22 protein-coding genes are annotated in these 19,744 nt (G+C 38.0%); 13 read left to right on the forward strand and 9 right to left on the reverse strand.

The genetic code is table 11. The features are described from left to right. Positions 1-93 precede the first annotated feature (93 nt). From M5E07_RS07570 to M5E07_RS07585, 4 genes are all read right to left on the reverse strand, one after another. Complete coding sequence (locus M5E07_RS07570) at positions 94-513, reverse strand: HIT family protein (protein WP_116760811.1); 420 nt, start codon at positions 511-513, stop codon at positions 94-96. Positions 514-557: 44 nt separating this feature from the next. Then, positions 558-827 (reverse strand): YARHG domain-containing protein, encoded by a 270-nt coding sequence (locus tag M5E07_RS07575; RefSeq protein WP_016166286.1) that lies wholly within the window; start codon positions 825-827, stop codon positions 558-560. A 676-nt stretch (positions 828-1,503) separates the two neighbouring features. Beyond that, entirely contained in the window at positions 1,504-2,376 is an 873-nt protein-coding gene (locus M5E07_RS07580) for an NAD(P)-dependent oxidoreductase (protein ID WP_252223458.1), read from the reverse strand. Positions 2,377-2,386: 10 nt separating this feature from the next. Further along, positions 2,387-3,487 carry an alpha/beta fold hydrolase gene (locus M5E07_RS07585; protein WP_116760807.1) on the reverse strand — a complete coding sequence of 367 codons (1,101 nt, stop codon included), beginning with the start codon at positions 3,485-3,487 and terminating at the stop codon, positions 2,387-2,389. A 134-nt stretch (positions 3,488-3,621) separates the two neighbouring features. Here M5E07_RS07585 and M5E07_RS07590 point away from each other — a divergent pair, with 134 nt between their 5' ends. The 9 genes from M5E07_RS07590 to trpB all read left to right on the forward strand — a co-directional run bounded on the left by M5E07_RS07590 (position 3,622) and on the right by trpB (position 11,394). Beyond that, the gene (locus M5E07_RS07590; RefSeq protein ID WP_252223460.1) at positions 3,622-4,809 is read left to right on the forward strand and encodes an O-succinylhomoserine sulfhydrylase; all 1,188 of its coding nucleotides are present in this window, start codon (positions 3,622-3,624) and stop codon (positions 4,807-4,809) included. Positions 4,810-4,836: 27 nt separating this feature from the next. Continuing rightward, complete coding sequence (locus M5E07_RS07595) at positions 4,837-5,166, forward strand: YbaB/EbfC family nucleoid-associated protein (protein ID WP_116760803.1); 330 nt, start codon at positions 4,837-4,839, stop codon at positions 5,164-5,166. Positions 5,167-5,222: 56 nt separating this feature from the next. Beyond that, positions 5,223-5,819 carry a recombination mediator RecR gene (gene recR / locus M5E07_RS07600; protein ID WP_116760801.1) on the forward strand — a complete coding sequence of 199 codons (597 nt, stop codon included), beginning with the start codon at positions 5,223-5,225 and terminating at the stop codon, positions 5,817-5,819. A gap of 239 nt (positions 5,820-6,058) precedes the next feature. Then, on the forward strand, positions 6,059-7,201 hold the full coding sequence (locus tag M5E07_RS07605; RefSeq protein WP_252223462.1) for a ribonuclease D: 1,143 nt from the start codon (positions 6,059-6,061) through the stop codon (positions 7,199-7,201). Between the two features lie 132 nt (positions 7,202-7,333). After that, positions 7,334-7,639, forward strand: coding sequence for a YcgL domain-containing protein (locus tag M5E07_RS07610; RefSeq protein ID WP_252223464.1), 306 nt, complete (start codon positions 7,334-7,336; stop codon positions 7,637-7,639). Between the two features lie 20 nt (positions 7,640-7,659). Then, a complete protein-coding gene (locus M5E07_RS07615; RefSeq protein ID WP_116760795.1) occupies positions 7,660-8,043 on the forward strand; it encodes a hypothetical protein in 384 nt (127 codons plus the stop codon). A 20-nt stretch (positions 8,044-8,063) separates the two neighbouring features. Then, positions 8,064-8,915 (forward strand): AAA family ATPase, encoded by an 852-nt coding sequence (locus M5E07_RS07620; protein WP_116760793.1) that lies wholly within the window; start codon positions 8,064-8,066, stop codon positions 8,913-8,915. Between the two features lie 13 nt (positions 8,916-8,928). Beyond that, the gene (locus tag M5E07_RS07625; RefSeq protein ID WP_252223466.1) at positions 8,929-10,116 is read left to right on the forward strand and encodes a vWA domain-containing protein; all 1,188 of its coding nucleotides are present in this window, start codon (positions 8,929-8,931) and stop codon (positions 10,114-10,116) included. A 69-nt stretch (positions 10,117-10,185) separates the two neighbouring features. Beyond that, positions 10,186-11,394: a tryptophan synthase subunit beta gene (gene trpB, locus M5E07_RS07630; RefSeq protein ID WP_252223468.1), complete on the forward strand. Its 1,209-nt coding sequence runs from the start codon at positions 10,186-10,188 to the stop codon at positions 11,392-11,394. A 60-nt stretch (positions 11,395-11,454) separates the two neighbouring features. Here trpB and M5E07_RS07635 read toward each other — a convergent pair whose 3' ends face one another. The 3 genes from M5E07_RS07635 to M5E07_RS07645 all read right to left on the reverse strand — a co-directional run bounded on the left by M5E07_RS07635 (position 11,455) and on the right by M5E07_RS07645 (position 12,772). After that, positions 11,455-11,886 (reverse strand): CBS domain-containing protein, encoded by a 432-nt coding sequence (locus M5E07_RS07635; protein WP_116760787.1) that lies wholly within the window; start codon positions 11,884-11,886, stop codon positions 11,455-11,457. Positions 11,887-12,024: 138 nt separating this feature from the next. Beyond that, positions 12,025-12,399 carry a DUF2750 domain-containing protein gene (locus M5E07_RS07640; RefSeq protein ID WP_252223738.1) on the reverse strand — a complete coding sequence of 125 codons (375 nt, stop codon included), beginning with the start codon at positions 12,397-12,399 and terminating at the stop codon, positions 12,025-12,027. 139 nt (positions 12,400-12,538) lie between these two features. Further along, positions 12,539-12,772, reverse strand: a complete 234-nt coding sequence (locus tag M5E07_RS07645) for an SEL1-like repeat protein (protein ID WP_016166270.1) — start codon at positions 12,770-12,772, stop codon at positions 12,539-12,541. Between the two features lie 219 nt (positions 12,773-12,991). Here M5E07_RS07645 and M5E07_RS07650 point away from each other — a divergent pair, with 219 nt between their 5' ends. Further along, positions 12,992-13,354: a hypothetical protein gene (locus M5E07_RS07650; protein ID WP_116760785.1), complete on the forward strand. Its 363-nt coding sequence runs from the start codon at positions 12,992-12,994 to the stop codon at positions 13,352-13,354. 290 nt (positions 13,355-13,644) lie between these two features. Here M5E07_RS07650 and M5E07_RS07655 read toward each other — a convergent pair whose 3' ends face one another. Both M5E07_RS07655 and M5E07_RS07660 read right to left on the reverse strand, forming a co-directional pair. Further along, positions 13,645-15,273, reverse strand: coding sequence for a M16 family metallopeptidase (locus M5E07_RS07655; protein ID WP_252223470.1), 1,629 nt, complete (start codon positions 15,271-15,273; stop codon positions 13,645-13,647). A gap of 15 nt (positions 15,274-15,288) precedes the next feature. After that, entirely contained in the window at positions 15,289-16,614 is a 1,326-nt protein-coding gene (locus tag M5E07_RS07660) for a M16 family metallopeptidase (RefSeq protein WP_434087807.1), read from the reverse strand. Between the two features lie 219 nt (positions 16,615-16,833). On the opposite strand from M5E07_RS07660, the gene ftsY reads away from it, so the two are divergent. From ftsY to M5E07_RS07675, 3 genes are all read left to right on the forward strand, one after another. Continuing rightward, entirely contained in the window at positions 16,834-17,937 is a 1,104-nt protein-coding gene (ftsY, locus tag M5E07_RS07665) for a signal recognition particle-docking protein FtsY (protein WP_252223472.1), read from the forward strand. Positions 17,938-18,111: 174 nt separating this feature from the next. After that, positions 18,112-18,798, forward strand: coding sequence for a nitroreductase family protein (locus M5E07_RS07670; protein WP_252223473.1), 687 nt, complete (start codon positions 18,112-18,114; stop codon positions 18,796-18,798). 183 nt (positions 18,799-18,981) lie between these two features. Next, positions 18,982-19,575, forward strand: a complete 594-nt coding sequence (locus M5E07_RS07675) for a nitroreductase family protein (RefSeq protein WP_116760779.1) — start codon at positions 18,982-18,984, stop codon at positions 19,573-19,575. Positions 19,576-19,744 lie beyond the last annotated feature (169 nt).

Here is a 19,744-nt window from a genome sequence, read left to right on the forward strand (position 1 = left end):
GTGTGATTGGATAACGCTCAGTTTTATTTTGCTTTTTTACTTAAGATAAAAAAATGGAGCCGAAAGGCTCCATTTGTTGCTTAGATAATCAAATTATGATTCTAACGCAGCTTTAATTTTTTCAGCTTGAGCTTTAATCTTTTCTTGATCGCCCATTTGTGCAGCATGTTTGCCTAACTGATGAACATTGGTCGGAATGAGGTGGAAATGGATGTGCGGAACAGTTTGTCCAGCAGCAGCTCCACTTAATTGCATTAAGATAATGCCATCTACGCCAAGCGCTTGTTCCATTGCACGTGCAATTTTTTGTGTGACCTGAATGGTGTAAGCAGCAGTTTCGGCTGGAAGATCGAGCAAGTTTACTGCTGGAGTTTTAGGAATGACTAGGGTGTGTCCTTCAGCTTGCGGCATGATATCCATAAAAGCAAGAACCTGATCATCTTCATACACTTTGATTGCAGGAAGCTCTCCACGTAGGATTCTTGCAAAAATATTTTGATCATCGTAAGCCATAATTATTCCTTTAACAGTCTCCATTTAAGGAGGTAATTTAGTTGTTATTTACAATTTAATTCTTTCTGACGAGCTTTGATTTCGTCAAGACGTTGCTGTTCTTTGTCTGAAAATTTCGGTTTGGTGGTATAGCAGTTGTCATTACCAAACTTTGCTTTTGCTTCAGGGTCTTTAAAACAGAAACCTTTAGATGCATAGATCACATCATGATCATTTTTGAGTTTTTGACACTCTTGCTCTGGCGTTGCAGCCAAAGTATTTGCACCAATAAGGGTAGATAGACCAGCAAGACAAGCAATAAGCAACTTACTCATAAGAGTTTCCTCATGGTTTGTAACAGTGTATGTTTAATACTTATTACAATATTGGGTTTAATTTGTCATCTTCAATGGCAATAAATTACTCTAACGTAATTCTGTTCAACATGATAGATAAAATTTATATGTATCAATAGTTTTGTAAAGTTAAATTGATAACAAAGGGCTAATTTTTTGTTGCAATTGTATCTAATCGTTCTACGGCATGTTGCGTTATTTGTAAATTGATTGCGCTAAAATTCTTTAGTCATTTAGGGTCTGTAAAGTCACAATGAAATTCAAGTTATTATGCTCATTGGTAAATCGAGTCCAATTCAAAAATGACTTAAATATAGTGGGTTAATTAGTCAATTTTGTATTTAAAATTTTTATAACTGAGTAATATTAATAAATTAGAAGTTGAAGGTAACTATATATTTTATTGACGAATTAGGTGCTTGGATGCATTCATGGTGAGATTCGTCACTATGATAAAATGCTTATTGTAAGATCAAGGGGTTAGATTACTTTCTTTGAATATGGGATTTCAATGAAGAAATAAAGACAGAATGAAAAATTTGGTTCTCTGGAATGTCTAGTGAAATTTCAAAATTCATAGACATTCCAGAGAACCCAAAATACTTTACGATATGAAATAAAAATAAGTATAAGTTATTTATTTTAAATAGAAAAATCACTCTAACGTAATTTTGCTCCAAGATTCATATAATTTTACAGCACTAGAAAAATCACTTTCTGCAGGCGAAAGATCACTTGCTGCTTGTATCAGGCTTTGTGTCAATGCAATTACAGGTGCTGAAAGTTTAGCGTCACGGACTAAATCTAATGCTATTCCAGTATCCTTTGCCAATAACGGTAAAGCAAAGGTAAGAGGGAAGCTACGGTTTAAGACGCGTTGAGGTAAGACGGTCTCAGTCACACCACTTTTACCACTGGATGCATTAATACAATCCAGTGCTTCACCCAAATTTACACCATGTGCTTTTAACGTGGTAAAGCCTTCGGCAACAGAACAGAGGTTAACCGCAAGAAGCATGTTATTCACGGCTTTTACTGCGAAACCAGCACCTGAGTTACCCACATGTTTAATGAGTTTCCCAATCGCTTGCAAGGCAGGGAGGGCTTTTTCGAATGCTTCAGCATCACCACCTACCATTATGGTTAGTGTGGCATTTTCAGCGCCAATGGTTTGACCACTTACAGGGGCATCTAAGAAAGTCACTTGTTGTGTCTGTAAGGCGTCTGCCAGATTTTTAGCGGACTCTGGTACACCACTTGTACAGTCAATCCAAATACTGCCTGCTTTTAACTCTAATCCAGAAATAAGCGCTTCAACATCTTGGCTCGTTGGAAGGCAAGAAAAAATGATGTCTGCCTGAACTGCATCTTGTAAAGAAACAGCAAGGGTTCCATATTCAGTTGCATGTTGTTCGGCTTTGGAAAAATTACGATTCCAAACAAAAACGGTTTCAAAATGTTTAGGGAGATGAGCTGCCATGCGATAGCCCATAGCACCTAAACCGATAAAAGCAACTGAATGAATCATAATTTTTCCTTTATATCTTTGTCGATCTTTGTTCTAACCACGAAGTAAGTTTGGGCCAAAATTGTTCAGCGCTTGCCTTGTTTGACATTAAGCCCAAATGCCCTCCGGGGATAAGAGTAAACGTGACATCTTGACTGTTTGTCAATTCACATAATGGTTTTATTGAAGCTTCAGTAACGAGTTGATCGGTTTGACCTGCACCAATCAACAAAGATGAAGTGATTGAATTTAATTTGATTTGTTTATCTTCAAGCTGAATAACCCCGTGTTTGAGTTCATTCTTTAGCCAAATTTTAAAAATCATGTCTTGGTTAATACCACCAGGATAATCAATCATATTATTGAGAAACTGGCTAATGGTGGCATTTTCACTGATGGTTTCCAAATCATCCAAGTTGTTCAAAAGGGTTTTATAACTTGCATACCAACCTTTAGGGTCCAGAATTTTAAAACCAATTGAATTTAAGCGCCCTGATGTATGAGTAAATTTTTTTGGAATATTGGTAGAAAACAAGAGTTGATTGAGTGTTGTATTTTTTTGGACCAGCCGATACATATTTTGATTCACTTTGCCAATGAATCCAGAAGCATAACTATCAATAGGACTGCCTAAAACAATTAAGTTTTTTACAAAATTAGGCTGTCGCAAAGCACTATAAAGTAAAACAAAAATGCCTGCCATACTCCAGCCATGCAGTGAAATTTGCTCAGATTGAGCATGACTGCGTATCTTGTTAATACAGTCAGGGAGTGCGTAGTCAACGATGGTAAGAAAATGAATATGTCGGTCACGAAAGCGAAACTGCTTCCATTCAACTAAATACACATCAAAACCTTGATTTTGAAAATGCTTTACTAAAGACCGATAAGGAAACAAATCATATATCGCCATATTAATGGCAAAAGGGGCAACAAAAACCAGCGGTTCTAGATAACGCTTTGAGACAGATGGATAGTAACGCACTTTAGCATAATCATTGTGTGCGACAATTTCATAAGGTGTACTTTCAGACAGAATAAGTGAATGTTGCTTAAAGACGCGTGTAGATAAGTTTTTAAGTTGGATTTTCTGACTGGCGATCCGTTGTTTTAGTTTTGTTGTCGCGGGCATATTTATTGACCTACTTGAAGATTTGCTCGAAGTCTAAACGATAATTTTATATTTTACCTTGACCTGAAATGCCGTAGACGCTCAAAATGTTGGCAATTATTCACAAAGGCAGTTCTGAGAACTGAATCGTAGAAATGAGCCAATACGACGACATCGAATATCAATTAGACACTTTAGCGATTCGTACCGGTCACACACGTACTTTTGAAGGTGAGCATAGTGAGCCAATTTTTCTAACATCTTCTTTCGTATGCGAAAATGCGGCAGATGCGGCAGCCAAATTTTCAGGACAAATTGAAGGTAATACTTATTCACGTTATACCAACCCTACTGTACAGGCATTTGAAAAACGTTTAGCTGTATTAGATGGTGCTGAACGTGCAGTGGCAACCAGTTCTGGTATGGCAGCAGTTCATGCTGTGACTTTGGCTTATTTAAAAGCGGGTGATCATGTCGTGTGTTCACGTGCTGTCTTTGGTTCGATCATTTCGCTGTTTGAAAAATATGTCATCAAATTTGGTGTCGATGTAACATTTGTAGACTTGGAAGATTTAGATGGTTGGAAACAAGCGATTCGTCCCAATACACGTCTTTTATTTATTGAAACACCATCAAACCCATTGGCTCAAGTGGGGGATATGCAGGCGATTGCTGATATTGCCCATGCACATAATGCTTTATTTGCAGTCGATAATACTTTCTGTACCCCAATCTTACAGCAACCAATTAAGTTCGGCGCAGACCTGATTATCTATTCATCAACGAAATATATTGATGGTCAGGGTCGTGCTTTAGGTGGTGCGGTTGTGGGTAAGGATAAATTGGTTGAAGAGATTAACGGTGTTATTCGTACACTCGGTAATTCTATGAGCCCGTTTAATGCGTGGATCTTCTTAAAAGGTTTAGAAACTTTAAGTTTACGCATGAAAGCACATTGTACCAGTGCACAGAAATTAGCAGAATGGCTCGATGCGCACCCAAAAGTTGAAAAAGTGTATTACGCGGGTTTACCAAACCATGAAGGGCATGAACTGGCGAAGAAACAACAATCTGGTTTTGGTGGTGTGGTTTCTTTTGTTGTGAAAGGCGAGCGTGAAGGGGCTTGGACGGTTATCGACAACACTCGCTTCTTATCGATTACGAGTAACTTGGGAGATGTTAAATCAACGATTACCCATCCTGCGACTACATCGCACGGCAGAATGTCGGCTGAGGCTAAACAAGCAGCAGGTATTCGTGAAGGTTTAATTCGTGTTTCTGTTGGTTTAGAAGATATTGATGATATTATTCGTGATATCGCACGTGGTTTAGACTTAATCTAATTTTTAATTTTATGTTCGGAGATTTTTATGAACATTAATATGCTGATGCAACAAGCACAACGCATGCAAAAAGATATGGAAGTTAATCTTAAAAAAGCCAAAGAGGAGCTTGCACAGACTGAAGTTCATGCGGAAGCAGGCGGTGGTTTGGTTAAGGTGACTATGACTTGCCGTAATGTAGTGAAGCGCATCGAGATTAATCCTGAATTGTTGCAAGATGATCCAGATATGATTGAAGACTTGATTGCGGCTGCAATGAATGATGCTGCACGTCAGGCAGAAGTTATTTCTGAAGAGCGCTTAAAAGGTGCGAGTTCGGGTATGGGCTTGCCACCAGGCCTTGCGGGAATGTTCTAATCCCAAGTGGTTGCTTACCTCCCTTTTTAGGGAGGTATTTTTATATAGGAATAACCGTGTTTAGTGATCGATTTGAACAATTGGTTCAAGCTTTAAGAATTTTACCAAGTGTGGGGCCAAAGTCTGCACAGCGTATGGCGTTGCATCTGATTATGAAAAATCGGGAAGGTGCAGTGGGTTTAGCCCATGCTTTGACAGAAGCGACAAATCATATTCATGAGTGTTGTGTTTGCCATTCACTCACAGAAGAAGAAGTGTGTGATATTTGCCTATCAACAGAGCGTGATGACCAGCTATTGTGCGTGGTTGAGTCTCCAGCAGATGTCATGGCAATTGAGCAAAGTGGAAGTTTTCGCGGGAAATATCATGTTTTAGGTGGACATTTGTCACCACTGGATGGTATTGGACCAGACGAAATTGGTATACCGCATTTGGTGCATCGCCTAACAGATGGCAAAATCACAGAAGTGATTCTTGCAACCAATGCGACTGTTGAAGGTCAAGCAACCGCGCATTATCTGGTTGAAGCCTGTAAGCATCTGCCAGTACATATGACAAGAATTGCACAAGGTGTACCACAAGGCGGGGAGCTTGAGTATGTAGACAGCCACACCTTAAGTCAGGCTGTACATAACCGGATGCGCATGAAATAAGTGAATACTTGTTTCATGTTCACTTTAGAGAGATAGTCCTTTAAATTTTGAATATTATTTTAACGATTGGTATATTTTATAAAAATCAATGATATAAAAAAAGTATCAATAAACAGGTAAATAGAGCTTATACACTAAAATTTAACTAATTCTTTAGCAGAAAATTAAAATTTTTATAGATAATTGTTATATATAAGGTAAGATACCTTTTTAGAGAATCTATTCCTAGACTCGGCAGTATGTTTCAGTTTATTCAGCACCAAACAGATTTAAATAACTTTTTGTCCATCATGGATCAAAATTCCATTTATGGGCTTGATACAGAGTTTATTAAAGTGGATACCTTATGGCCAAAGCTTGGGGTGTTCCAAATTAACGTTGCTGACCAAGTCTATTTGTTAGATGGAACAACTTTAGATTTAAGTGGGTTCTGGAAAAAAATATTTACTGCGCAGTTGAATGTGTTTCATGCTTGTGGTGAAGACATTGATTTGATTTATCATTATGCACAAGATAAGTCACTGAGTAATGTGTTTGATACCCAAGTAGGGATGTCATTTTTAGGTCATGGCTTGCAAGTCAGTTATCAAAATGCACTGAAACAAATGCTCAATGTAGATATTGATAAAGATCAGACCCGTTCAGATTGGTTGGCACGTCCACTGTCGCCTGAACAACTCAATTATGCTGCGAATGACGTGCTGTATATTATGGCATTGGCACAAAAAGTTAGATCTGAGTTGCAAGAAAAACACTTGTTAGATTTTGCTCAGGAAGACTGCCGAAATTTGACCTATGAAATTGGTCAAGAAACTCCACTGACTTTGCTCTATCAAGATGTTGGAAATTATCGACATTCACGCCGTGAACTCATGCAATTACAGCAATTGGCAGTTTGGCGTGAGCAGATGGTTAAAGCACTAAATCAACCGCGTAGTTTTATTCTTAAGAATTCAAGCATGATTGATTTGGTTGAGAAGAATCCAAAAAATCATTTCCAATTGTGCAATATCAAAGATATTCGTCAGAATATTCTACGTGAGCACGGGAAAACTATTTTAGATTTATTGAAGTTTTTACCAGCTCAAGAAGAATGGCCATTACGTATGGCACGGCCAATCCGCCACTCGTCTAAAGAAATTGGTAATAAGGTCGATGCGGTCATTCAAAATGTGGTGAATGAAACAATGGTTCCGAAGGAAGTCTTGCTGCGTAAAAAGTGGCTCAATGCTGTGTATCAGCATGTTGTGTCTGGGCGCGCTGAACAAGATTTACCAAATTATTTACTAGGATGGCGCTATGAGCTTTTGACCAAGCCGCTCATTCAAGTATTACATGCAGATCAGCAATATTTATCTACACAAATGAAAATTGCACAATAGCCACTCAAATTTGTTTAAAGAATTGACACTTAGACAAATTGACGACTGCTGCGTTAATAATCATTACTGAATCAGATTATTTTTTGTTGTATGCTTGGCGCTGTGTTTTCTAAGTTAAGTAATGTTCCAAGCATGCATTGTTCAATCTATAAATCGAGCAAAAAAGACGAGATGTATCTTTATGTTGCTCATCTTCCTTCTGAAAATGATGCAGAAGCATCTAATCCATTAGACGTTGTTCCAGAAGCCTTACGTATTGCTTTTGGTCGCGCAACGTTTGTTATGCATATCGAGTTGACCGAGACACGCAAGTTAGCGCGTGTGAATGTATTACACGTGATAGATTCGATAGAAACTCATGGTTTCTTTATTCAAATGCCACCAGAAGGGTTAATTAACCCGAATGCAGTAGCGCCAGAAGGCTTACGTGGTGCTTAATTTTTTTCAGGAGTTGTACTATGAATAATTTTCTTTCAATTTTAGACACAATTCCTGAAGATACGATTGCAGTCAGTGTGTATTTGCTAGGCAGCATCATTATTTTATGGTGCTGGTATGCAATCGCGAAGCGCCTACCAAAACCGTTTGGTGGGATTAGTTGGGTGGTTGTTTTTGCTGTTATGTTGACACCAACGGTTTCTGAAGGGACAAATGCTTCGATTGCACCTGCATTTTTTGGTCTAATGTTTGGCATACTGACTAAAGAAAACCCGCTCATCTGGTTTAATTTATCTGCAATTTTATGTGTTCTTGGTTTAGGGTTGATCGTGGGCTATTGCTGGTCTAAATATAGTGATAAACGCGGAATTTCTGTAGTTAACAAGAAAAGTTCACCACTTTAAATAAAAAATAAGGTTATCTTATGTCTGTTGATGCTCAACAATTTACGGGTACAAGTCAGTACATCGCGACTGATAGTTTAAAGCTTGCAGTGAAGGCTGCACGTGCATTGCAAAAGCCATTATTGGTTAAAGGGGAACCGGGAACGGGTAAAACTTTATTGGCAGAGCAAGTTGCAGAAAGCTTAGGTTTAAAACTCATCACATGGCACATCAAGTCTACAACCAAAGCACAGCAAGGTTTGTATGAGTATGATGCGGTTTCACGCCTGCGTGATAGCCAGTTGGGTGATGACCGTGTCTACGACATTAAAAACTACATTAAACCCGGTAAATTGTGGGAAGCATTTACCAGTGAAGAACGCTGTGTGTTGTTGATTGATGAAATTGACAAGGCAGATATCGAGTTTCCAAACGATTTATTGCACGAACTCGATAAAATGTCTTTCTTTGTGTATGAAACAGGCGAAACCATTACTGCGACTCAACGTCCAATCGTCATCATTACTTCAAATAATGAAAAAGAATTACCAGATGCATTTTTGCGTCGCTGTTTCTTCCATTATATTGAGTTTCCTGATGAAGCAACCATGCGTGAAATTATTGATGTGCATTTTCCGCAGGTTTCAACTGCTTTAGTGAATGAAGCACTTCAAGTTTTCTTTAAATTACGTCAGGTTCCAGGGCTAAAAAAACCGCCTTCAACCTCTGAATTGATTGATTGGTTAAGCCTGTTGATGGCAGATGATATGCCAGAAGATGTATTGCGTAACCATGATAAATCTAAAGCGATTCCGCCGTTGTATGGTGCATTGATTAAAAACGAGCAAGATGTACAGTTGCTTGAGCGTTTAGCCTTTATGTCGCGTCGCTAAAGGAGAAACACGCATGTTTGTGCGCTTGTTTTATACCTTACGCAAATATGGTGTGCCTGTATCTACACGAGAACTCATTGATCTGAATGAGGCGGTCGCATCAGGCTTGGTATTTGCCGATCAAGAAGAGTTTTATCAGCTCACCAAAACCATTATGGTGAAGGATGAGCGTTTCTTCGATAAATTTGATCGGGGCATGAAAGACTACTTTGATGGTATTTCTACTTTTAATTTGGATGAATTACTCAATCAAGTTCAGCAATTACCCAAAGATTGGTTTGATCTAGAATTATTAGAAAAGCATCTCACGCCAGAACAGCGTGAAGAGTTGAAAAAAGCGGGTTCCCTTGAAGAATTGATGAAAATGTTGGAAGAGCGATTACGCGAACAGCATAAAAAACATCAAGGTGGAAACAAGATGATTGGTACGGGAGGGACTTCTCCTTTTGGTGCTTACGGAGATCATCCTGAGGGTGTACGCATTGGTGGACCAGGGCGGAAACGTTCAGCGGTAAAAGTTTGGGAACAGCGCAAATACCGTAATTTGGATGATGAGCAGATTTTGGGGACACGCCAAATGCAATTGGCATTACGCCGTTTGCGTAAGTTTGCTCGTCAAGGTGCTGCCGAAGAACTGGATATAGATGGCACTATTAAAGAAACTGCCAAACAGGGCATTTTGAATGTTCAATTGGTGCCTGAACGCCGTAACCGCGTTAAAGTCTTGATGTTGTTTGATGTGGGTGGCTCAATGGATTCTCATATTGCACAATGTGAGAAATTATTTAGTGCAGCAAAAACAGAATTTAAAACACTCGAGTATTTCTATTTCCATAATTGTTTGTATGACTATGTATGGAAAGATAATGTGCGTCGCTCCAATACACGCATGAACACATGGGATTTATTCAATACTTATGGTCGTGACTATCGTGTAATTGTGGTGGGTGATGCAAGTATGGCACCTTATGAGCTGAATTCAGTAGGTGGTTCTGTTGAATATATGAATGATGAATCGGGGCAGGTGTGGCTACATCGCTTACGTCAGCATTTTGATAAAACGGCATGGCTAAATCCTGAAGAAGAAAATTACTGGCATTACACGCAAACCATTGGTGCAATCAAACAGATTTTTGAACAGCATATGTATCCGATGACCTTAAAAGGGGTAGAGGATTTAACCAAATACTTAGCACGTTAAATATTTTATGTTTCTAAGCAAGTATTAAGTATTTGATAAATAATAAATGTGATAAAGGGGGAATAAGCGATGAATCATCAAATTAATGGGGTAGATTTACCCAATGCTGAAGGTTTTTTTGGACCTTATGGTGGTCAATTTATTCCTCCACATCTTAAAGAAGCAATGGATGAAATTAACGTGGCATATGAAGAAATTCGTCATACGCCAGAATTCCAAAATGAACTTGCAGATTTATTTGCAAATTATGTTGGTCGACCGAGTCCTTTATTTCACGCCAAGCGTTTGTCTGAGCAATTGGGTGGTGCGCAAATTTATTTAAAGCGCGAAGATCTGAACCATACTGGCGCACATAAAATTAACCATTGTCTTGGTGAGGCATTGCTTGCGAAGTACATGGGTAAAACCAAAGTCATTGCGGAAACAGGCGCGGGACAACATGGTGTGGCTTTAGCTACGGCTTGCGCTCTAGTTGGAATTCCTTGTGAAATTCATATGGGGCAAGTGGATATTGAGAAAGAACATCCAAATGTTGTGAAAATGAAGATTCTTGGTGCAAAACTGGTTTCGGTTACGCGTGGTACAGCAACCTTAAAAGATGCTGTAGATAGTGCCTTTGAGGAATATCTAAACGATCCGAAAAACTATATTTATGCGATTGGTTCGGTCGTTGGACCGCATCCATTTCCGAAAATGGTGCGTGATTTTCAAAGTATTATTGGTAAAGAAATTAAAGTACAAACTCAAGACCGTTTTGGACAAAATCCCGATTATATTGTTGCTTGTGTAGGTGGTGGTTCTAATGCAATCGGTGCGTTTACAGCATTTTTAAACGATACAGATGTAAAATTGGTGGGTGTTGAGCCTGCTGGTCATGGTTTGGATACAGCTATGCATTCAGCGACCTTAACATTGGGAAAACCAAGTCAAATCCATGGTATGGCATGTTATGTATTGGAAGATGATCAAGGTGAACCATTACCTGTGCATTCAATTGCTTCTGGTTTGGACTATCCGGGCGTGGGGCCACAACATAGCTTCCTTAAAGATTTAGGACGAGTTGAATATACAACAGCAACGGATCAAGAGTGTTTAGATGCGTTTATGACTTTGTCACGTGTTGAAGGAATTGTACCTGCACTAGAAAGCTCACACGCAGTCGCATGGGCATTGCGTGAAGCACCCAAATTACCCAAAGATGTGAAAATCGTGGTGAATTTATCCGGTCGTGGTGATAAAGATTCTGACTATGTTGCAGACAAACTTGGTCTAAATTAAAGCTTAAATTTTAAAAGGTCAGCATATGCTGACCTTTTTTATATATTGACCTATATTTCATTATCCAGAAATATATTGTTGTAATTGCTCAATCAAGTTTTTCTGATCTGCCATTGCTGCTTTTACTAAGTCACCAATTGAAATTAAACCAATCAGTCGTTCGTTCTCAACCACAGGCAAGTGGCGTAGGTGGCGATCAGTCATTAACTCCAAACAATCTTCTATACTGGTGTTGGTTGTTACGGTCAATACAGTTGCAGTCATAATTTCATTCACGCTGGTGGAAGAAGAAGTTCGTTCCAGTAAAGCGACTTTACGCGTGTAATCACGTTCAGAAACAATACCAACGACTCTTTCGTCTTGTGTAACGACTAAAGCGCCAATGCCCTTGTCCGCCATAAGTGTAATTGCTTCAAATACGGTAGAATCTGGACGAATTGTAAAAATTGACTGTTCGGATTTATCTTGAAGGACTTGTGCAACTTTAGTCATATTATTCATCTCTGATGTTGTTTATTGTTTGACTTTTAACTTAACTTGAAATATGCAAAATGCAAATACCTGAAGGGTCATAAATTGCATAAAATTAAAAAAATTAGGTGTCAAAGGGAACACCTAATTTAATTTGCTTTAAGCGGATTGTAATTGCACATCTGCAAAGAAAAAATGGCGCATTTGCTGAGTGGTCAGTTTAAATTTTTGGCTAGAAGAATTACATAGTGCAGGAATGACTTTGAGCCGAGTTAAAGTTGGCAATAATGATTTTTGAAAATCAGCAGGTGTAATCCTGCGAGGGGTATAGCTTGGCCAATGAACTTCTGCATATTTATGTGCTTGAACGCTATTCATCCAGAACGGAAAAATAAAATCATCTTGGTCGGACATGATTGCCCAGCCTTGATTGTATAAACCCCATAACACACCGCAGTACATCATGGATTTAAGAATAGTAATTTTAAAGAATAAGTCTTTTGAGATTGGTTGTAATTGACTAATTTGTTTCATATTGGACAAACGTTGTGAAGTCATGAGTTATTGTAAAAAGGTTAGGTTAAATTTCAGTGTAAGCTTTGCGAAAAATCGTAAGTAAATATGTTTTTTGGAAAATAAGGCTCAAAAAAAACGCCACCTAAGTGACGTTTCATTATGCTTGCATCGTGGCCATCTTTTGCCAGTACTGAGCTTTAAGAGAATCACGTTCTACACGAAAACCTTGATAATAAAGTTCAGCTAAAAACATTGCTGCTTTACCATGACCTGCACGTGCAGCGTCTTCCAACTGTAAAACGGCTTCTGAAAAGTTCATTTGCGATTGAATAGTGTTTACCGCGTTAGCATACACATGTTCTAATTCATGATGAGAAATTTGTTGAATCATAGATAACTCCTTATTGTAATTATGATTGCACAGCTAGACTTTTATAGTCTTCATACTAATTTAACTAAGTATTATTAAACTAATATTACATATTAGATGAAAAGTCAAATAACAGATGGGGGTTGCACAAATAAATTCAAGTTACATGATTAAACAATAGTCAAAAAGTTTTTTTATTATTATGGATCTACAGGATACTGTAATTAAAAGGAGAATAATATGACAAATACAATAGATGGTTTTACTTTTGATTTACCACTGAACGCGGAAAAAATTATTGAATTGGCTCACTATCATCGTCAACAATTAGATGAGGCCATTTTTCACAATGAAATTCATTTAGGGGAATACTGTTTGGCTCAGCGTAAGCGTGTGTATGATTTTACGCGAACACTGGAGCCACAACAGCGTGTTGAATTTTATAAAATGTACGATGGGGAACTGCGTAGAATTGCAGATGATGAGGACTTGCATCCTGCTGATGCAGAACATGGTGTAGGTGTATTTACCATTGTACTGGCATTAGCGTTTATTGCTTTTATCCTTTATTTTGCTGTAGTCCGTAATATTATAAGTGCTTAAGACAGAATTTGCCCATTTTTAGCCAGTTGAGGTTAAGACTGGGCAAATAAACTTGAGATTCTTTAGTAGCCAACCTACACTACCTACTCATTCGAGGTAGTGTATGCATAGCGCAAAGCAAAAAATTATTCATTTTTTTGATCAGTTTAAATTAGAGAATTTATATTATTTCTTGGTCGTATTAATTATTGGTGCGATTCTTTTTTTTGCTACTTTTGCCTTATTTAGACCTGTGACACCAGAGCAATATCATCAAATCAAACAGTTATCTCGGCAATCATATTATCCTTCTACTCAAGATATGGCAGATCAACTTTTGTATAAGCATCAGGTGACCATAGGTCATTACTTGAAATTGATGCGGGCATATCATACAGAGAAGAATCAGGCAACGGAGCTTCCTCCTTTGGCGGATGATACTGTTCGCCCATTTTAGGAAGTGTCGTTTTGGGTGTAGCTAATTTCTTACTCGTGTTTAAGTTTTCTTGCAAGATGTGTTCTAAGGTAGATTTATCTAGGTTTTTGCTGAAAATTACAAGGGTGAGTCGATCTGGATGTAAATGCTTTCGGATCGCGTTTTGCACTTGAATAGTGGTTAACTCATTTAATTTTTCACTATAGCGATTTAAGTAATCAGCAGGTAAATGATAAAACCCCATAGCGCCTAACTGAGCATTAATCGTGGCGTTGCTACTATAGTGAGTTGGAAAAGCTCGTATCATGCCTAATTTGGCTTGTTCAAGCTGTTGTTCATCAATCGAAGTATGGATGAAATTGACCAAGGCTTGATGTGCAATCTGAATGCTTTCTGACAAATTTTCCTGTTCTGTTGAATAGCCTAAGCTAAAGGGGCCTGCTGCTTGCATGAAATTAAAATTACTATACGCACCGTAGGTAAGACCTCGTTTAACACGGAGTTCTTGATTCAAAATGGAATTAAATCCTCCTGTTCCAAATATGCGATTAGCTACTTGAAGGGCTAAATAATCTGGATCTTCTCGAGTCGTTCCGATTTCACCCATGACAATATGTGCTTGGCTTGATGCATAAGGGATATGCCGAATATTAAAATCTGTACGCATAATTGGGGTAGGTAGTGGCTTTGCTTTGCTGCCTTCAGGTAATTGTTTCGCTATTTTTTCTGACAGTTTTAATGCGTCTTTCGGATTTAATTGTCCAGTAATTGCAATGTTCAAATTATTACGGACTAAAAATCGCTTACGAAACTCAATCAAATTTTCAGGCGTGATGCGTTTAATGCTGGCTTGAGTTCCTGTAACTGGTTCGGCATAAGGGTGTTTGCCATATAAAGTACGGTAAAACACAATATTTTTCATACGATCTGGATTTTCTTTTAATTGCTTTTGCCCTACAGCGGTATTACTGAGCATTAAATCAATACTTGGCGTCTTAAAAGTAGAGTGATTCAACACTTCAAGCATCATTGCCACTGCGGGTTGTAACTTTTCAGGATCGGATAAGGTTCTTAATTTAATGATAAACATATCTCGATATGCAGCCACGCTGAACTTAGCTCCAACACTTTCAAAAGTTGAAATAATTTCCTGTGCTGTGTAGTTGGTTGTTCCTTCATCCATAAGTTGCGCTGCCATATTGGATAAACCATAAAGATTAGTGCCAATTTCAGAGTCTCGTGCTGAACCTGCATTAAATGTCAGTTGAATGTCGATTATCGGTAAAGTTTGCGATTCCACAAACAGTGATCGAACATGAAAGCGATTATTCAGTTCGTGTACGAAGGGTGCGGTTTGATGTGGATTTTCCTGAATATTTTTTAGGCTTTGTAGCCGAGAAATTGAGCTGAACTCGTTTGTTGTTTCTGTATTTTGTATAACCTCTGCGAAACTGGCAGGTAAAAATAAAAAAGAAGTGATGATACATAAATGAAATTTCCACATTTGCTTCTCCATGGGTTATTTTTGTTGTTCAGGAAGAATGTGCATATTGCTCAGGTTTTTTTGGTTGAAATAGGTATTGGCTACGCGCTGGATATCTTCTGGGGTAACAGCTTCATAATGTTGTTGTAATTGATCGATTAATTGATAGCTCAATCCATTCACCTCCAATGTTCCAATCATTCGGGCTTGTCCCGCAATATCATCTTGGCTATAAATCAAATCGGCCATATATCTTGTCACTACATGATTTATCTCATTATCAGATACAGGGCTGTTTTTTAAACTTTCTATTTCAGCCAATACAGCTTTTTCAATCTCTTCCAGTGAAACGCCTTCTACGGGTAAGGCAGTAATACTAAAAAGGCTATCACCACGATTATATGGATCATAAGAGGCACTGATTGAAGTTGCTAACTTTTGATTGCGTACTAAATTTTTTTGAAGACGGGAAGTTATACCGCTATCCAGTATATTTTTGATAATAACGAGTGCATAGACATCTTGTGGATTTTGTGCGGTAGCTAAAGAGTGAACATTCCAAGCCAAAAGCAGATTTGGAACCTGTACAGGAAGTTTAACCTCCATATAGCGATAGCCAACATTTGTATATTCCTGAACTTCATTTCTTTGAGCTAATACTTTTGCTGGAATAGCAGAAAAGTATTGTTTTACTTGATGAAGCGTTTGCTGGGTATCTACATCACCAACAATAACTAAAATAGCATTATTCGGAGCATACCAGTCTTGATACCATTTTTTAAGAGAGTCTAATTGAAGGGTATTTAGATTCTTCATATAACCAATTACAGGTTGCCTGTAGTGACTGGTTGGGTAAGCAATCCATTTAAACCGCTCAGATGCGAGAGCACGAGGATTATCATCGGTTCTTTGGCGCCGTTCCTCCATAATAACTTTAATTTCAGTATCAAAATCTTGTTGTCTGAGCAGTAAATTACTCATCCGATCAGCTTCTAATTCCAATGCTAAAGCTAAAAAGTCTTTTTGGTAGAGTTGATAATAGTAGGTGTAGTTGGTAAAAGTTGCAGCGTTCACACTCCCACCATACAGTCGACTTAAACGAGTAAATTCATCATTGGGTACTTTGATTGTGCCTTTAAACATCATATGTTCTAAGGCATGCGAAATACCCAAAAGATTCCCTGATTCATCACTGCTACCAACAGCATACCAAATTTGCGTCATGACCATAGGCGAGCGATGATCTTCGCGGATTATGACTTTAAGCCCATTGTCTAAAGTATATTTTGAGGTTGAGTGTGTTAGATAATTTTGAGGTTTTGCATAAACTGGACAAATGCAGACCAATATGCCAAAGAGTATAGCGGGTTGTTTTAGGCGTTTATTATTATTTTTGCCAAACACTTAGGGAGCTCACAAACCTTGGTATTTAAATTCATTCTTAAGAAAATCATTTGTAAATGCAAGGTAAGGGTGTAGTTTTTTGTAGCTGATTTACACGATACGGCAAGATAAGGAAAATCCTTATCTTTTATGCTAAAATTATTAACTTTTAACGCGCTGCTTTTCAAAGGATTCGGCATGCAACAACAATCTACTGGGCAAAATAAATTTTTGATTGATGCTGATATTGGGGATGACGATGTAACTTTACCAAGTTTACCTGCGGTAAATGTGCCCATTATTGAGACTCCAAAAGCTGAAGAAACGATTACTCCAGTTCAAAAAACTTCCGATGAGCAAACTATCGAAAAGTCAACAGGCGGCTTTTTTAACCGAATGAAAGAAGGGTTAACCAAAACCCGTAAAAACTTTGCCGATGGTATGGTCAATATTTTGATCGGTGGCAAAGAAATTGATGATGAACTCCTTGAAGAAGTTGAAGAGCAGCTTTTAGTTGCAGATATTGGTGTAGATGCGACCAAAGCAATTATCGCTAATTTAACTGAGCGTACAGCGCGCGGCGATTTGATTTATTCGCATTCTTTATATAAAGCATTGCAAGAAGAATTGGTTAACTTGCTGGCTCCGCGGGTTAAACCCTTGCATATCGATCCAAACAAAAATCCATTTGTGATTTTGGTCGTGGGTGTAAATGGTGTAGGTAAAACGACCACTATTGGTAAATTGGCTAAGCGTTTGCAAGGTGAGGGTAAAAAAGTCATGCTTGCGGCAGGGGATACTTTCCGTGCAGCAGCAACCGAGCAATTGCAAATTTGGGGTGAGCGCAACAATATCGCCGTGGTTGCTCAAGGTCATGGTGCAGATAGTGCTTCTGTCATTTTCGATGCTTTTGAAAGTGCACGTGCGAAAGGTGTAGATGTTCTGATTGCCGATACCGCAGGACGTTTGCATAACAAAAGTCATTTGATGCAAGAATTGACGAAAGTTAAGCGCGTTATGCAAAAAATTGATGCCACAGCACCTCATGAAATTATGTTAGTGGTAGATGCAGGCACGGGCCAGAATGCGATTAACCAAGTCGAGTTGTTTGATGAGGCTGTTGGTCTTACAGGTATTACGATCACTAAATTAGATGGAACAGCAAAAGGTGGTGTTCTGTTTAATATTGCAAGTCGCACTCATGTTCCAATTCGCTTTATTGGTGTTGGTGAGAAAATTGATGATTTACGACCGTTCTCGGCAAAATCATTTGTAGCTGCTTTATTTGAAACAGAAAAATAAAAAGCAGTCTATTTCACATAAACTCCGCAAAGTGCGGAGTTTATCTTTTTTAGGCTATTTAGTTGATTTAAAAGAGAACAGTCTTTCTAAAGTAAATGGTTATTTCCCAGAAATTTGGCGTTAGAATAAAATCCTTAAAAAAAATATGTGTATTTGGGTTTTACGGGGTAATCAATGGCACTATTAGATAAACTTAGCCAAGTGCTAACAACTGAAATTACAACGGACTTAATTTTTAATAGAAAAAATGAAACTGATTCAAAGGAATCGGATTATCTTCAACAATTACAACAACGCCAATCCATACAGAAATTAGGTAAGAACCTAGCATATGATCAAATATATTTAAGCGAGTTGATTCATGCCGCTGTTTTAAGTTGCCCATCGGCAGTGAACATGAAAACCACACGTATTGTTATTCTATTTTCCAAAGCACATACGGAATTTTGGCATTTGGTTCAAGAGATTCAAAAAACACAAATACCCGAACACTTATTTCCAGCAATTGCAATAAAGATTCAGAAATGCAACGCGGCTTATGGAACAGTTTTATTTTTTGAGGATCAAACAGCCATCGAAAACTTGCAAAAGAACTCACCTTTAAATTCAGCAGAATTACCATTGTGGTCAGAACAGAGTTTAGGAATGGCGCAATATGCAGTTTGGATGGCTTTAGCAGAAATAGGAATAGGAGCGAACTTTAATTATTACAGTCCGTCAATTGATTACAAAGTCGCTCAATACTTTAAAATAAGTACAAAATGGAAATTGCAAACCCAACTGGTATTTGGTTCTGTCGAACAAGATGCTGAGTATGTTGATGCTACCAAGAAAGAAGCAGAATTTTTGGTTTTTAAGTAAAAGAATAAACAATATTGTTTGATCTTTAATAGAGTAAATCTTGTAATATATTGAACGTTCTAAATATAAAACAGACTGTCACAATGATAGGTCTTTATATAATTTACAAAGGACTTAAGATATCCCTAAGTCAATTGAGATATAACTCTCTATTTAAACGAACAAATGAATGAGGAAAAAATAATGGCATTCTTGGATCATATGAAAAAACGCCGTACAATTTACGCAATTGGAAAAAATGTAAAGTTGGAGCAAGCTGAAGTTGAGCAGCTTATTAAAGATGCTGTACGTGAAAGCCCATCAGCTTTCAACTCTCAAACTTCACGCGTTGTTAGCTTGTTTGGTCAATCACACCATAAGTTCTGGGAAATTGTACGTGAAACCTTACGTAAAATGGTTCCAGCAGAAGCATTCGAAAATACAAGTAAAAAAATAGACAGTTTTTCTGCGGGTTACGCTACTGTTCTTTTTTATGAAGATCAAGATGTTGTGAAATCATTGCAAGAGCAATTTGCACTATATGCAGATAACTTCCCTGTATGGTCAGAGCATTCATCAGCAATTGCCCAACATGCGGTTTGGACAATATTAGCTGAACATAATATTGGTGCATCCTTACAGCACTATAATCCTGTGATCGATGCTGAAGTTGCAGCAACTTATGACATTCCAAGCCATTGGAAGCTACGAGCGCAATTGGTGTTGGGTTCAATCGAAGCACCGGCTGGTGAGAAAACATATTTAGACGATAACATTCGCTTTAAAACATTTAACTAAAAGCCTTTACCGCAGTCATCTACATTGATGATTGCGGTATCGTTAAATGATCAAAGCTCTATATTTAAGTATATACAAGATGTACATTCGGACGTTCCTCTCGACCAAATGCCAATATCATCTATTGTGTAAAGCATATAAAAATAAGTTAAAGAAATCGGTTGCATTT

This window comes from Acinetobacter tibetensis (genome assembly GCF_023824315.1).
Lineage (GTDB): Bacteria > Pseudomonadota > Gammaproteobacteria > Pseudomonadales > Moraxellaceae > Acinetobacter > Acinetobacter tibetensis.